At 52.3% G+C, this 13,316-nt stretch carries 16 protein-coding genes; 2 read left to right on the forward strand and 14 right to left on the reverse strand.

Going from position 1 to position 13,316, the window contains the following annotated elements:
* The 9 genes from N7387_RS12860 to fkpA all read right to left on the reverse strand — a co-directional run.
* Window positions 1-117 (reverse strand): GTP-binding protein (locus N7387_RS12860; protein WP_000031649.1); only part of this gene is annotated, 117 nt, incomplete at its 3' end.
* A gap of 77 nt (window positions 118-194) precedes the next feature.
* Window positions 195-2,321 carry an elongation factor G gene (gene fusA, locus N7387_RS12865; RefSeq protein WP_279799443.1) on the reverse strand — a complete coding sequence of 709 codons (2,127 nt, stop codon included), beginning with the start codon at window positions 2,319-2,321 and terminating at the stop codon, window positions 195-197.
* Window positions 2,322-2,401: 80 nt separating this feature from the next.
* Window positions 2,402-2,872 carry a 30S ribosomal protein S7 gene (gene rpsG, locus N7387_RS12870; RefSeq protein ID WP_025154802.1) on the reverse strand — a complete coding sequence of 157 codons (471 nt, stop codon included), beginning with the start codon at window positions 2,870-2,872 and terminating at the stop codon, window positions 2,402-2,404.
* Window positions 2,873-2,968: 96 nt separating this feature from the next.
* Window positions 2,969-3,343, reverse strand: a complete 375-nt coding sequence (gene rpsL / locus N7387_RS12875; RefSeq protein WP_004236497.1) for a 30S ribosomal protein S12 — start codon at window positions 3,341-3,343, stop codon at window positions 2,969-2,971.
* A gap of 132 nt (window positions 3,344-3,475) precedes the next feature.
* Window positions 3,476-3,766: a sulfurtransferase complex subunit TusB gene (gene tusB, locus N7387_RS12880; protein ID WP_262861616.1), complete on the reverse strand. Its 291-nt coding sequence runs from the start codon at window positions 3,764-3,766 to the stop codon at window positions 3,476-3,478.
* 19 nt (window positions 3,767-3,785) lie between these two features.
* Window positions 3,786-4,145, reverse strand: a complete 360-nt coding sequence (gene tusC, locus N7387_RS12885) for a sulfurtransferase complex subunit TusC (RefSeq protein ID WP_025154800.1) — start codon at window positions 4,143-4,145, stop codon at window positions 3,786-3,788.
* 9 nt (window positions 4,146-4,154) lie between these two features.
* Window positions 4,155-4,550, reverse strand: a complete 396-nt coding sequence (gene tusD / locus N7387_RS12890; protein WP_262861615.1) for a sulfurtransferase complex subunit TusD — start codon at window positions 4,548-4,550, stop codon at window positions 4,155-4,157.
* A 14-nt stretch (window positions 4,551-4,564) separates the two neighbouring features.
* Window positions 4,565-5,266 (reverse strand): transcriptional regulator, encoded by a 702-nt coding sequence (locus N7387_RS12895; RefSeq protein WP_025154798.1) that lies wholly within the window; start codon window positions 5,264-5,266, stop codon window positions 4,565-4,567.
* A gap of 340 nt (window positions 5,267-5,606) precedes the next feature.
* Window positions 5,607-6,365, reverse strand: coding sequence for an FKBP-type peptidyl-prolyl cis-trans isomerase (fkpA, locus tag N7387_RS12900; protein WP_036412181.1), 759 nt, complete (start codon window positions 6,363-6,365; stop codon window positions 5,607-5,609).
* Window positions 6,366-6,608: 243 nt separating this feature from the next.
* Here fkpA and N7387_RS12905 point away from each other — a divergent pair, with 243 nt between their 5' ends.
* Window positions 6,609-6,827 (forward strand): SlyX family protein, encoded by a 219-nt coding sequence (locus tag N7387_RS12905; RefSeq protein WP_004240722.1) that lies wholly within the window; start codon window positions 6,609-6,611, stop codon window positions 6,825-6,827.
* 70 nt (window positions 6,828-6,897) lie between these two features.
* On the opposite strand, the gene slyD is transcribed toward N7387_RS12905, so the two are convergent.
* The 4 genes from slyD to kefG form a co-directional block, all read right to left on the reverse strand.
* Window positions 6,898-7,533 (reverse strand): peptidylprolyl isomerase, encoded by a 636-nt coding sequence (gene slyD, locus N7387_RS12910; RefSeq protein ID WP_262861614.1) that lies wholly within the window; start codon window positions 7,531-7,533, stop codon window positions 6,898-6,900.
* 125 nt (window positions 7,534-7,658) lie between these two features.
* Window positions 7,659-7,862, reverse strand: coding sequence for a YheV family putative zinc ribbon protein (locus tag N7387_RS12915; protein ID WP_025154795.1), 204 nt, complete (start codon window positions 7,860-7,862; stop codon window positions 7,659-7,661).
* A complete protein-coding gene (gene kefB / locus N7387_RS12920) occupies window positions 7,859-9,712 on the reverse strand; it encodes a glutathione-regulated potassium-efflux system protein KefB (protein WP_279799449.1) in 1,854 nt (617 codons plus the stop codon). The genes N7387_RS12915 and kefB overlap by 4 nt, the downstream gene beginning before the upstream one ends.
* Window positions 9,699-10,265, reverse strand: coding sequence for a glutathione-regulated potassium-efflux system ancillary protein KefG (gene kefG, locus N7387_RS12925; RefSeq protein WP_262861612.1), 567 nt, complete (start codon window positions 10,263-10,265; stop codon window positions 9,699-9,701). The genes kefB and kefG overlap by 14 nt, the downstream gene beginning before the upstream one ends.
* A 148-nt stretch (window positions 10,266-10,413) precedes the next feature.
* Here kefG and N7387_RS12930 point away from each other — a divergent pair, with 148 nt between their 5' ends.
* Window positions 10,414-12,342 (forward strand): ABC transporter ATP-binding protein, encoded by a 1,929-nt coding sequence (locus N7387_RS12930; RefSeq protein ID WP_004236508.1) that lies wholly within the window; start codon window positions 10,414-10,416, stop codon window positions 12,340-12,342.
* A 36-nt stretch (window positions 12,343-12,378) separates the two neighbouring features.
* Here N7387_RS12930 and N7387_RS12935 read toward each other — a convergent pair whose 3' ends face one another.
* Window positions 12,379-13,239, reverse strand: coding sequence for an SIS domain-containing protein (locus N7387_RS12935; protein WP_274371070.1), 861 nt, complete (start codon window positions 13,237-13,239; stop codon window positions 12,379-12,381).
* Between the last annotated feature and the right edge of the window lie 77 nt (window positions 13,240-13,316).

Genomic DNA, 13,316 nt, shown 5'->3' on the forward strand with positions numbered 1-13,316 from the left:
AGTTTTAGCCAGAACGGTGGTGATTGCAGCAGTCAGGGTAGTTTTACCGTGGTCAACGTGGCCGATAGTACCAACGTTAACGTGCGGTTTCGTACGTTCAAATTTTTCTTTAGACACGACTCTATTCCTTATGGAGTCCCTTCTTCACTGTGAGAAGGGACTGAAATTAACGAGTTAAACCGGTAAATTACCGATTATTTTGCATTACGAGCTTCAATAACAGCCTGAGCTACGTTGTTTGGCGCTTCATTATACTTCAGGAATTCCATGGAGTAAGAAGCACGGCCCTGGGTCTGTGAACGCAGGTCAGTTGCATAACCAAACATTTCAGACAGTGGCACTTGCGCACGGACGATTTTACCGGTAGGCATATCATCCATACCTTCGATCATACCGCGACGACGGTTCAGGTCACCAATGACGTCACCCATGTAGTCTTCCGGTGTTTCCACCTCAACTTTCATGATTGGTTCCAGCAGAACGGGTTTCGCTTTTTTGAAGCCGTCTTTAAACGCCAGAGATGCTGCCAGTTTAAACGCCAGTTCAGAGGAGTCAACATCATGGTATGAACCGAAGTGCAGACGAACACCCATGTTAACAACAGGGTAGCCTGCTAACGGACCAGATTTCAGCTGCTCCTGGATACCTTTGTCAACCGCAGGGATGTATTCACCAGGAATCACACCACCTTTGATTTCGTTGACAAATTCGTATTCCATGTTGACGCCTTCTGCGTCTTTCTTGTTCAGCGGGTACATGTCGATAACAACATGACCGTACTGACCACGACCACCGGACTGTTTAGCGTGTTTACCTTCGATATCAGCCACTTTCATGGTGATAGCTTCGCGGTAAGCAACCTGTGGTTTACCCACGTTCGCTTCAACTTTGAACTCACGACGCATACGGTCGACCAGAACGTCCAGGTGTAATTCACCCATACCGGCGATGATAGTCTGGTTAGTCTCTTCATCACTTGATACGCGGAATGATGGATCTTCCTGTGCCAGACGGCCCAGTGCGATACCCATTTTTTCCTGGTCAGCTTTGGTTTTCGGCTCGATTGCAACAGAGATTACCGGCTCAGGGAATTCCATACGCTCCAGGATGATTGGTGCTTCAATCGCACACAGAGTATCACCTGTAGTGACGTCTTTCAGACCGATAGCAGCCGCGATGTCACCAGCGCGAACTTCTTTAATCTCTTCACGTTTGTTAGCGTGCATCTGAACGATACGACCGAAACGCTCTTTCTTGGATTTAACCGGGTTCAGTACGGTATCACCGGAGTTAACAACACCAGAGTATACGCGGAAGAACGTCAGGTTACCCACAAACGGGTCGGTTGCAATTTTAAATGCCAGAGATGCAAACGGCTCTTCGTCAGAAGATTTACGCTCAGCCGGAGTATCTTTACCGTCGTCCAGAATACCTTTAATAGCAGGAACTTCTGTCGGAGATGGCAGGTACTCAACAACCGCATCCAGCATCGCCTGAACACCTTTGTTCTTAAATGCAGAACCACAGGTTACCAGGATAATTTCATTCGCCAGTACGCGCTGACGTAATGCTGTTTTAATTTCAGCTTCAGTCAGTTCTTCACCGCCGAGATATTTTTCCATCAGCTCTTCAGAGGCTTCAGCTGCGGCTTCAACCAGATTCTGGTGCCATTCGTCAGCTAATTCCTGCATGTCCGCCGGGATATCTTCGTAGACGAAGGTAACGCCCTGGTCTTCTTCACTCCACTGAATCGCTTTCATTTTGACCAGGTCAACAACACCGGTGAATGACTCTTCAGCGCCGATAGCTAACTGAAGAGGAACCGGAGTTGCAGCCAGACGGGTTTTAATCTGGTCAACAACTTTCAGGAAGTTTGCACCCATACGGTCCATTTTGTTAACGAACGCGATACGAGGTACATGATATTTGTTTGCCTGGCGCCATACGGTTTCAGACTGTGGCTGAACACCACCAACGGCACAGTAAACCATGACAGCACCATCAAGAACACGCATGGAACGTTCTACTTCGATTGTGAAGTCAACGTGCCCCGGGGTGTCGATGATGTTGATGCGGTGTGGTTCAAATTGTTTACCCATACCGGACCAGAACGCAGTGGTTGCTGCGGAGGTGATAGTAATACCACGCTCTTGTTCCTGCTCCATCCAGTCCATCGTTGCTGAACCTTCGTGGGTCTCACCAATTTTATGGTTCACACCTGTGTAGAACAGAATACGTTCTGTTGTGGTGGTTTTACCGGCGTCGATATGTGCACTGATACCGATATTACGGTAACGTGAAATGGGTGTTTGACGAGCCATTTTTTCCTCTCTCTTGGACGTTCGTTTAATTTGGTCGGGCAGCCTTACGGCTACCCTATACACAATTCACTACGGTTTGATTACCAACGGTAGTGTGCGAACGCCTTGTTAGCTTCTGCCATACGGTGAACGTCTTCACGTTTCTTAACGGCAGTGCCTTTGTTTTCAGCTGCATCGGATAATTCATTTGCCAGGCGCAGAGCCATGGACTTATCACCGCGTTTACGGGCAGCTTCAACGATCCAGCGCATTGCTAATGCATTGCGGCGGACCGGACGAACTTCAACCGGCACCTGGTAAGTAGAACCACCAACGCGGCGGGACTTAACTTCGACAGTCGGGCGCACGTTATCCAGTGCGATTTCGAATGCTTCCAAGTGATCTTTACCTGAACGCTGAGCCAGGGTCTCAAGCGCGGTATATACGATTGATTCTGCGGTAGATTTTTTACCGTCTACCATCAGGATATTAACAAATTTGGCCAGCAGCTCTGATCCGAACTTAGGATCTGGCAGAATTTTACGTTGACCAATTACACGACGACGTGGCATGGAAATACTCCGTTGTTAATTCAGGGTTGTCCAAAACTCAATGAGTTTATTTGACATTAATGCGATAAATGTTTGGCCTTACTTAACGGAGAACCATTAAGCTTTTGGCTTCTTCACACCGTACTTAGAACGAGCTTGTTTACGGTCTTTAACACCGGAACAGTCCAGTGCGCCGCGAACAGTGTGGTAGCGAACACCCGGTAAGTCTTTAACACGACCACCGCGGATCAGGATCACGCTGTGTTCCTGCAGGTTATGACCTTCACCACCGATGTATGAAGAAACTTCAAAACCGTTGGTTAAACGTACACGGCATACTTTACGCAGTGCTGAGTTAGGTTTTTTAGGTGTGGTGGTATATACACGGGTACATACGCCACGTTTTTGCGGGCAGGCTTCCAGTGCAGGAACGTTGCTTTTCACAACTTTCGAGCTACGGGATTTGCGAACCAGCTGATTAATCGTTGCCATTATAAAAAAAGCTCCTGGTTTTTTGCTTCGTAAACACGGATTTGTGCCTCGTATCTGTCAAAGACAAAACACGAGGACGCGAAATTTTATTGCTGACGCAACAGGGTGTCAAGAAATATACAATGATATTTGCTATTCCCACGCAAAATGTTGCGTGTGTGTGACCGTGAGCGCCACAAAACCAGTATAGTCTGTGATTCTCACTTTGCCCGAAAGGAACGGTAATAAACCGCGTGCTTCGGCATCCTCCCGCAACACACAGGGAATATGACCCGACTGAATAAGCGCCTGCAACAACGGGTTACCTTCCGTTGCTGCGATTACGCCATCTTCGGTAAAAAGGATGTCATCCTCAGGGGATAACAGATTCAGTAATGATTGGATATCAATACGAAATGGCGATTGGCTGACAGTATATAGCATCTTGCTCACCGTAAGTAGATCAAAATGACACCACGGCGTCAAATGCCGCCAGTTTCCGGGCCAGTTCCGCCGCACTCAGGCAGGTGACCGGCAGGATATACGGCGTCTCCGGGGATAACCCGCGCGCAGCCATATCCTCCGCACAGCAGTAGCACTCTTCAATATCGTACAGCGGCAGGACTTTGAAGGTGGCGATATAATCCCGGGCGAGAATTTTGGCCGGCGTCTGCTCCGGTAATAATTGCAGCACCCCGTCAGACACAAAAAAGGCCGCAACCTCTTCTGTATAATTACTGGTTGCCAGCAGTGCATCCAGCCCTTCCCGGCCGCTGCTGCTGCCGTGAGGTGCACTTCTGAAAACAAATGCGATACGTTTCACCGGATCTCCCTAAAACTGGATGACACGATCACAGGTCATCATGGCTTCCGCCAGCGTGCCCAGGCCGCTGAGGGAAAAGCCGTCCGCCAGGTTGGCCGCCGCCAGTTTCAGCGATTCTGCCTGCGCGGCATCGGCGACACCGCGGCGCAGTGCCGCAGCCACACAGACTGCCAGCTGAATACCGTTATCGCGGGCAAGCTGCTGCCACTGACGCACCATGTCGGTTTCGTCCCCGGCCGGTGATGTCAGCACATTGGCGTTGCTGACCCCTTCGCGGTAAAAAAACACACACTGAATCCGGTGCCCGGCTGCAATCACATGCTGTGCAAACAGCAACGCGCTGCCGGCACGCTGTGTGCCGTAAGCCGGGCCGGTAACCAGCAGGCAGTAAGATAACGGTGTCATTGCTCCGTGCTGCCTTACTCGCCGTTTTTAAACTGGCGGATGTAGAGATAGACCGTGTGTTTAGAGATATTCAGACGCACCGCCACAAGGTTGATGGCATCTTTGATATCAAATATCCCTTTCTCATACAGGTTCAGTACCACCTGTTTGTTCTTCGCGTTGTTTGCCACGTTGCGGTCGGCATTGACTTCTTCAATCGTCTGTTCCAGCGTCTGTGCCACCAGGTCCTCAACGGAAGAGGCAAAGTTCACATTGGAGGTTTCTTCCGCCAGCTCTTTCGGGATAAACGTCTGAACGACCTGGGAGAACGGCACATCCAGGTTCATGTTAATACACAGCAGCCCGATAATACGCCGTGATTTATTGCGGATAGCAATCGTCAGCGATTTCATCAGTGCCCCGGTTTTCGCCCGCGTGAAATAGGCTTTCGAGGTGCTGCAGTCTTCATCGGTAATGTCGTGCAGCATACGCAGCGCGAGGTCAGTGATCGGCGAACCGATTTTACGGCCGGTATGGTGACCGTTTGCGATCTTCACCGCTGAGCGCTTCAGGTCTTCCAGTGAGTGGAGAACGATTTCACAGTGCTCACCGATGAGCAGCGCCAGGCCATCAACAGCCGCCTCATAGGATTTCAGGATCTCATAATCCGTTTCAGTAAACGGATGATTTACAATGTAATCCGAATCATTGTCATTAAATAATACTGGGTTAGACATTTAATACACCACTCTTTGTAACGTGTGAACGTCGTTGGTTTTACTCATCTGTAATCTTTCACTGCAGGAGGAGGATTACCCTGTCATCATCTGTCAATTATATACCCGGATTTCCCGGGTGCAGGAAAGCAGCAAATGACGGGCTTCCGGTTCTGTGCAGGTACCCGCATGTTAAGTTATAGCGAAAAACAGGCCGTTTTGCGCCTGAGGTGATCAAATTCTGGTAAAAAATACAAAAAAACACGGATGTTTTGCAAATTTTTCATAATCCTGATCGTGGCGGAAACAAAAACCCGCACAACAGGGCGCGGGTTTTGTCAGTTTCCGGTATCAGCAGGGCTTATTTGGCCGCAGGTTTGATATCCAGTAACTCGACGTCAAAGACCAGAGTGGAGTTGGCAGGTATCCCCGGAACACCGTCGGTGCCGTAAGCAGCTTCCGGCGGAATGACCAGCTTGGCTTTACCGCCTTTCTTCATCTGCTTCAGACCTTCGGTCCAGCCTTTGATTACGCTGTCCAGACGGATAGTCAGCGGCTCGTTACGGTCGTAAGAGCTGTCAAACTGGGTACCGTCGATTAATGCACCTTTATAGTGAACAACAACGGTGTCAGTGTCTTTCGGAGATGCGCCGTTACCGTCTTTCTCAGATTTGTAGAGCACACCGCTCTTAGTTTTTTCAACGCCTTTTTCTTTGGCGAATGCCGCACGGTATTTGTCACCGGCTGCCTTGTTTTCAGTCGCTTCGCGTGCCATTTTTTCCTGAGCGGCACCTTTCACCTGCTCTTCAAAGCCGCGCAGCGTCTGGTTGATCTCTTCATCACTCAGTTTGCTTTTGTTATTGAATGCATCCTGAACGCCTGCCATCATCTGATCGCGATCCAGATCCAGACCAATGGATTTCTGCTCATTCAGGGCATTTTCCATGTAACGGCCCAGTGACGCACCCAGCGCATAAGCATTCTGCTGACTTGCGGTTTTAAATGCGCTGTTCAGTTTCACTTCTTCTTTTTTCGGCGCGGTATCCGCATAAGCCTGTGACATACCTAATGTCATTGCCAGCGAGGTTGCGACAACAGTCGCTTTAAACAGTGATTTCATCCTTTTCTCCATAAATTTTGCAACAGTTACAGGACGTACCGCACAGCAGATCACGTCAGAGAGTCCTTGCAGCCGTCACCGGGCGACATCATAATGTCACGGTTTTGTGATGCTGAGACAACCTTAGCAAAAAGAGGTTTCATAGTAACCCCCCAATAAAAGATATCCTCTCACACTAAGTGTATTTCACAGGAATATTACATACTTTTACACAGGAATCACCGTCTCAGACAGGAGAAAACGATGGACCTTTTGGAACTTGAACAACGCCTCGAACAACTGGAAAGCAAAACCGCCTTTCAGGACCTGACCATTGAGGAACTCAATCAGGTGGTAACACAGCAGCAGATGGATATCACCCGGCTGAATGAAAGGCTCCGCCTGCTGACCGAGCGCCTGAAAGCCACTCCGGGCTCAAATGTGGCACCGTTGTCTGAAGAAGTGCCGCCACCGCACTACTGATAAACAGCGGACATAAAAAAAGCGCATCCGTCAGGTATGCGCTTTTTTTGTCCGGTTCAGACGCGGGTTATCAGTGACAACCGCAGCCGCCGTTACCGTGGCCTTTACCTTTACCGTGACCGCCACCGCCGCAGCAGCCGCCTTCACCATGTTCGTGACCATGGTCGTGATCGTGACCATGACCGCCGCCGCAGCAACCGCCTTCTTCGCCGTGGTCGTGACCACCGCAGCAGCCGCCTTCTTCTCCGTGAACGTGACCATGCTCCAGCTCTTCTGCTGTTGCTTCACGCACACCGATAACTTCGACGTGGAATTTCAGGTTCTGACCGGCCAGCATATGGTTGCCGTCAACGATCACTTCGTCACCTTCGATACCGGTGATTTCAACCGGTACAGGGCCCATATCGGTGTCTGCCAGGAAACGCATACCGACTTCCAGCTCATCAACACCGACGAAAACGTCTTTCGGTACGCGCTGAACCAGGTTTTCGTCATACTGACCATAGGCGTCGTTTGCGCCGACATCAACGTCGAACACATCACCGGCAACACGGCCGTCCAGTGCACTTTCCAGCCCGCTGATCAGCGCGCCGCGACCGTGCAGATAGTCTAACGGAGCACTTGCCGGAGACTCATCAACTAATACACCGTCTTCTGTTCTTACCTGATAAGCCAGGCTCACTACCAGGTCTTTTGCTACTTTCATGGTATCTCCTACACATCCGCGGGGGATAAGATTTTAATTAACGCGCCGATTGTAACGGAATTTACAGCCACTGTATCTGTTTTGGGACAAATTCCCCCAAATTCTCTGTGAAAAGCAGCAGCCTGTTATTCCCCCGGTCTGAAGATACCAATCACCTGTTCATCTTTGCGCACATGCTGCTCCGCATGCGCATCCGCCCGGCGCTCAAGATGACCGCACTGCACACACTGCACCACGTCCACATTATCCTCACGCCACATGGCGAGGGTGTCCTGTGCCTGACACTCAGGGCATACCGCGCCTGCAATAAACCGTTTCCGGTTGCTCATTTTTCAGCTCCTGTCTCTGTCCGTCCGCTGCCCGGTGAGTCTTCCGTCAGGTTCCAGCTGTCCGGCAGATGTTTTTCCCGTTTCATTTCATTATCAAACAGATTTTCCAGCTCGCGCCGCGCTTCTTTCACCCGGGAGATATGCGAGATCTCCTCTTCCGCCTGCGGGATAAGCTCACGCAGCAGCTGCATATCCAGCCTGCGGAATAATTGCTGCGCCCGGTGTGCTTCCGCCGGATGCGTGCCCAGCCCGATCAGGGTTTTGCGCGCCAGTTCTAGCGCTGACGAGAAGGTTTCGCGGCTGAACTGTGTTACGCCGTGTGTAAGCAGCTCGTGTGCCTCCACCCGTCCCCGGGCGCGGGCAATAATCTGCAGGTGCGGGAAGTGCTCCTGACACAACTGCACGATTGTCATGGTATCTTCCGGCTTATCACAGGTAATGACAATCACCTTTGCCGTCTCTGCCCCGGCAGAGCGCAACAATGCGAGTCCGGTCGCATCCCCGTAATAAACCTTATAGCCGTAACGGCGCATGGCGCTGACCGCACTGACATCTTTTTCCAGTACCGTCGGATGTATTTTGTTCGCCATCAGCAGACGACCGATGACCTGCCCCATCCGCCCGAAACCGACCAGAATGACATGCGGGTGGTTATCCTCCACAAACGGCGTTTCACCTGTTCCCGGTTCGGCATTATTGTAACGGCGCGCCAGAATCATATCGATGCCCTGCATCAGCAGCGGCGTGGTCATCATGGAAAGGGTGACCACCACCAGCAGCAGCGCCATCTGGTGATCCGTAATCACACGGCTGGCCAGCGCTGCCGAGAACAGCACGAACGCAAATTCCCCGCCCTGACTGAGCACCCCGGCAAACTGCAAGCGCCCGCTGCGGCGGCAGGCCAGATATGCCAGCAGATACAGCACCGTCATTTTGACACTCACCAGCACAATCACACCCAGCAGAATTTGCGGCAGATACTGCCACAGCACACCGATATTCAGCGACATACCGACAGAAATGAAGAACATTCCCAGCAGCAGCCCTTTAAACGGCTCAATGGTGATCTCCAGCTCATGGCGGTATTCCGTATCCGCCAGCATCACCCCTGCGATAAATGTTCCGAGCGCCATGGAAAACCCGAGCTGCTCCATAAACACTGCTGAGCCGATCACCACCAGCAGCGAGGCGGCGGTAAAGACTTCACTGACCCCGGATTTCACCACCAGCCGGAACAGTGGCCGCAGCAGATAGCGCCCACCAATCAGCAGCCCGGCAAAGGCCAGAATTTTGATACCGATACGATACCAGTCGCTGCCCGCGGCTTCCCCGCCCAGCAGAGGGATCACCGCAAGAATCGGGATCACTGCCATATCCTGGAACAACAGCACAGAGAATCCCATCTGACCACTGTCGTTGTTGGTCATGCCCTTTTCATCCATCAGCTGTAACGCCATCGCCGTGGAGGACATCGCCATTCCCAGCCCGCCGACCACCGCCGCCTGCCAGGAGAAATCCGTCAGCCAGAGCAGCACCCCGAGGATCAGGGCGGAGAACACCACCTGCGCGGTACCGGTGCCGAAAATAGATCGCCGCAGTTTCCACAGTTCACGCGGATTCAGCTCCAGCCCGATCAGAAACATCAGGAACACCACACCAAGCTCGGAGAAGTGCAACAATTCATTGACGTTTTTGATAAACCCCAGCCCCCACGGGCCGATAGCAATTCCCGCCAGCAAATACCCCAGTACCGCACCGATACGCAGCCGCTGCGCCACCGGCACCATCACCACGGCTGCCGCGAGAAACACAATACCTGCATGCAGCAGGTTGCCGTCAGCTGGCTCCATTTTTACGCCCTCCGGTCAGTTGTGGTGCCCGCAGCCAGTCACAATACGCCTGCGCCTGTTCATGCAGCATCGCTTTTCCCTGACGGCGCGCGGCATAGAGAATCACCGGTGCCAGCCAGTGCATTTCACACAGCGCCGCCGTCAGCTCAAACGGTCTCAGCAATTCACTGAGCGGAAAACGGTTATAGCCGCCGTGCTGGTAGGCCTCCGCCGGTTCCCCGGTGGTGATCACCTGACGCCAGTATTTACCGGACAGCTGTCTGCCGCCCTGCTCACCGGAGAAATCACGGGTCAGTACACGGTCAAACCACTCTTTCAGCAGCGCGGGGCAGCTGTAAGTGTACAGCGGGTGCTGAAACACAATGATGTCATGCTGCCGCAGCAGTTCCTGCTCATGGCGGATATCGATAAAAAAGTCCGGATAGGTGCCGTACAGGTCATGCACCGTCACATGCCCGAGTTCCGACGCCGCAGAGATAAGCGCCTTGTTGGCGATGGAGTGATGCGGTTCCGGATGGACGTAAATCAGTAATATAGTCGGATTATTTATCATCACTTCCTCTTAAAAACGTGAGAATCTTTGTGATTTTCGCTACTATGCCCGCTGCAACGATACTCCTCGCCTGCTGACGGGTGATTTGCTGCTGACAACGCACGAATTACATTAATTTTACTCTCAATTACTTACCCTATCGATATTTATGATTGTTTTCTCTTCACTTCAGGTTCGCCGCGGCGTCCGTGTTCTGCTCGACAACGCAACGGCCACCATCAATCCGGGCCAGAAAGTCGGACTGGTGGGAAAAAACGGCTGCGGTAAATCCACGCTGCTGGCACTGCTCAAGGGCGAGCTACAAGCCGAAGCAGGCAGTGTGTCATTTCCGGGAAACTGGTCCATGGCCTGGGTTAACCAGGAAACGCCGGCACTGGATGAACCGGCGATCGAGTATGTCATTGACGGTGACCGCGAATTCCGTGAGCTTGAGGCAAAATTACAGCAGGCGAATGAACAGAATGACGGCCACGCCATTGCCGTGATCCACGGTCAGCTCGATACCCTCGATGCCTGGACCATCCGTTCCCGCGCCGCCACACTGCTGCACGGGCTGGGATTCTCACAGGAACAGCTGGACACACCGGTACGGGCCTTTTCCGGGGGCTGGCGGATGCGCCTGAACCTGGCACAGGCACTGATTTGCCGCTCTGATCTGCTGCTGCTCGATGAACCGACCAACCACCTGGATCTCGATGCGGTGATCTGGCTGGAAAAATGGCTGAAGAGCTATCCCGGCACCCTGATTCTGATCTCCCATGACCGCGATTTCCTCGATCCGATCATTGATAAAGTCCTGCACATTGAACAAAACGGCCTGTTTGAATACACCGGTAACTACTCCTCCTTTGAGGTGCAGCGTGCCGAGAAAATGGCTCAGCAGCAGGCACAATATGAAAGTCAGCAGTTACGCCGCGCACATCTGCAGAAATATGTCGATCGCTTCCGCGCCCAGGCGACCAAAGCCAAACAGGCGCAGAGCCGTCTGAAAATGCTGGAGCGCATGGAGCTGATTGCCCCGGCACTGGCAGATAACCCGTTCCGTTTCAGTTTCCGCCCGCCTGAAGCACTGCCGAACCCGCTGCTGAAAATGGAAAAAGTCAGCGCCGGATACGGTGAGAAAGTGGTGCTGGATAATATCAAACTGAACCTGGTGCCCGGCTCGCGTATCGGCCTGCTCGGTCGTAACGGTGCGGGTAAATCCACCCTGATTAAAATGCTTGCCGGTGAACTGGAGCCGTTACAGGGCAAAATTGGTCTCGCCAAAGGTATCAAACTGGGTTACTTCGCCCAGCATCAGCTGGAATTTTTACGGGCGGATGAATCCCCGTTACAGCATATGGTGCGCCTGGCGCCGGATCAGACCGAACAACAGCTGCGCGATTACCTCGGCGGTTATGGTTTCAAAGGTGATCAGGTGACCGATAACACCGGTCGTTTCTCCGGCGGGGAAAAAGCGCGTCTGGTACTGGCGATGATTATCTGGCAGCGCCCGAACCTGCTGCTGCTCGATGAACCGACCAACCACCTGGATCTGGATATGCGCCAGGCACTGACTGAAGCGCTGATCGAATTCGAGGGCGCGATCGTCGTGGTTTCCCACGATCGTCACCTGCTGCGATCCACCACCGATGATCTGTATCTGGTGCATGATGGTCAGGTCGAACCGTTTGACGGCGATCTGGATGATTATCAGCGCTGGCTGGCAGACAGCCAGAAACAGATGCGCCAGAGTGCGGAACCGGCGGCGGAAAACGGTGAGGAAAAAAATACCGTCACCGCGCAGGATCGCAAAGAGCAGAAACGCCGTGAGGCAGAATTCCGCCAGCAGACTCAGCCGCTGCGCAAAGAATCGGAGAAACTGGAAAAAACCATGAGCCGGTTATCGGACGCTATTGCCGTGATTGAGGAAAAACTCGGTGACAGCGGCCTGTACGATCAGTCCCGCAAAGCCGAACTGAACACCTGCCTTCAGGAACAGGCGCAGTTCAAAGCGGAGCTGGAAGAGGCGGAAATGGCCTGGATGGAGATTCAGGAAAACCTCGAAGCCATGACACAGGCATTTGAAAATCAGTAAGTGATAAAGAGCGGCAATTGCCGCTCTCTTTTCTTATCAGCCGTCCAGGCTGTTAATCATGGTGCGGGCATTGATCACCAGTTGCCGCGCCTGCTCTTCCCGCCGCTGTAACAGCGCCATAAACAGCAAATCCGTTACCGTATTCTGTGCCGTCCGCGAGGAAATGGACGAACTGCGCCACTCATTTTCTTCCGCAACCGTTTCCAGCACATAATCCGCCATTTTTGCCAGCGGTGACTGACGGTTCCCGGTAATCGCAATCAGCGTGGCATTCTGTTTTTTCGCCGTGGCGGCGGTGACCAGCATATCCTTGCGTTTGCCGCTGAATGACAATACCACCAGCACATCCTTTTCGGTCAGCGTCTGGGAAAAAGCGATCTGGATATGGTGGTCGGCTTCTGCCAGTGTCATCAGCCCGATTTTCTGGAGCTTATAGGCCAGGTCTTTCGCCGTCAGCCCGGAGCCGCCGATGCCGGCAACCTGAATACAACGGGCATGATCCAGACAGGCAACAATCTCTGCCATCTGTTCAAAATCGAGCCGCCGGGTGGTTTCCGTAATGGAATGCTGCTTTTCCTGTGCCAGTTTCTGTGCGATCACCAACAGCGGATCATGTGCTTCAATCCGGTTATGCAGCGCTTGCTGCTGATTAGCTGCCAGCACCCGGTTGCGGCCAATCTCTTCGCTGATAGCGACTTTCAGTGCCGGAAATCCCTTAAATCCCAGTTTCTGACTAAACTTCACTATAGCGGACTGACTCACACCCACCCGCTCCGCCAGTACCTGAGAAGAAAGTGTGACGGTTTCTTCCGGCTGCGCCAGAATGAAATCGGCAATATGCTGCTGATTGGTCGCCAGCTCTGCTTTTACCCAGCTGATTTTTGTCAGGATCGCCATGTGTGTCTGTTTTCCTTCTGCAGAGAATAAAAAAGGAATAAATTATTTTAACAAAAACGACGAATTATTCCTGATAA

The organism is Morganella sp. GD04133, from assembly GCF_029835375.1.
Classification (GTDB): Bacteria; Pseudomonadota; Gammaproteobacteria; order Enterobacterales; family Enterobacteriaceae; genus Morganella; species Morganella morganii_B.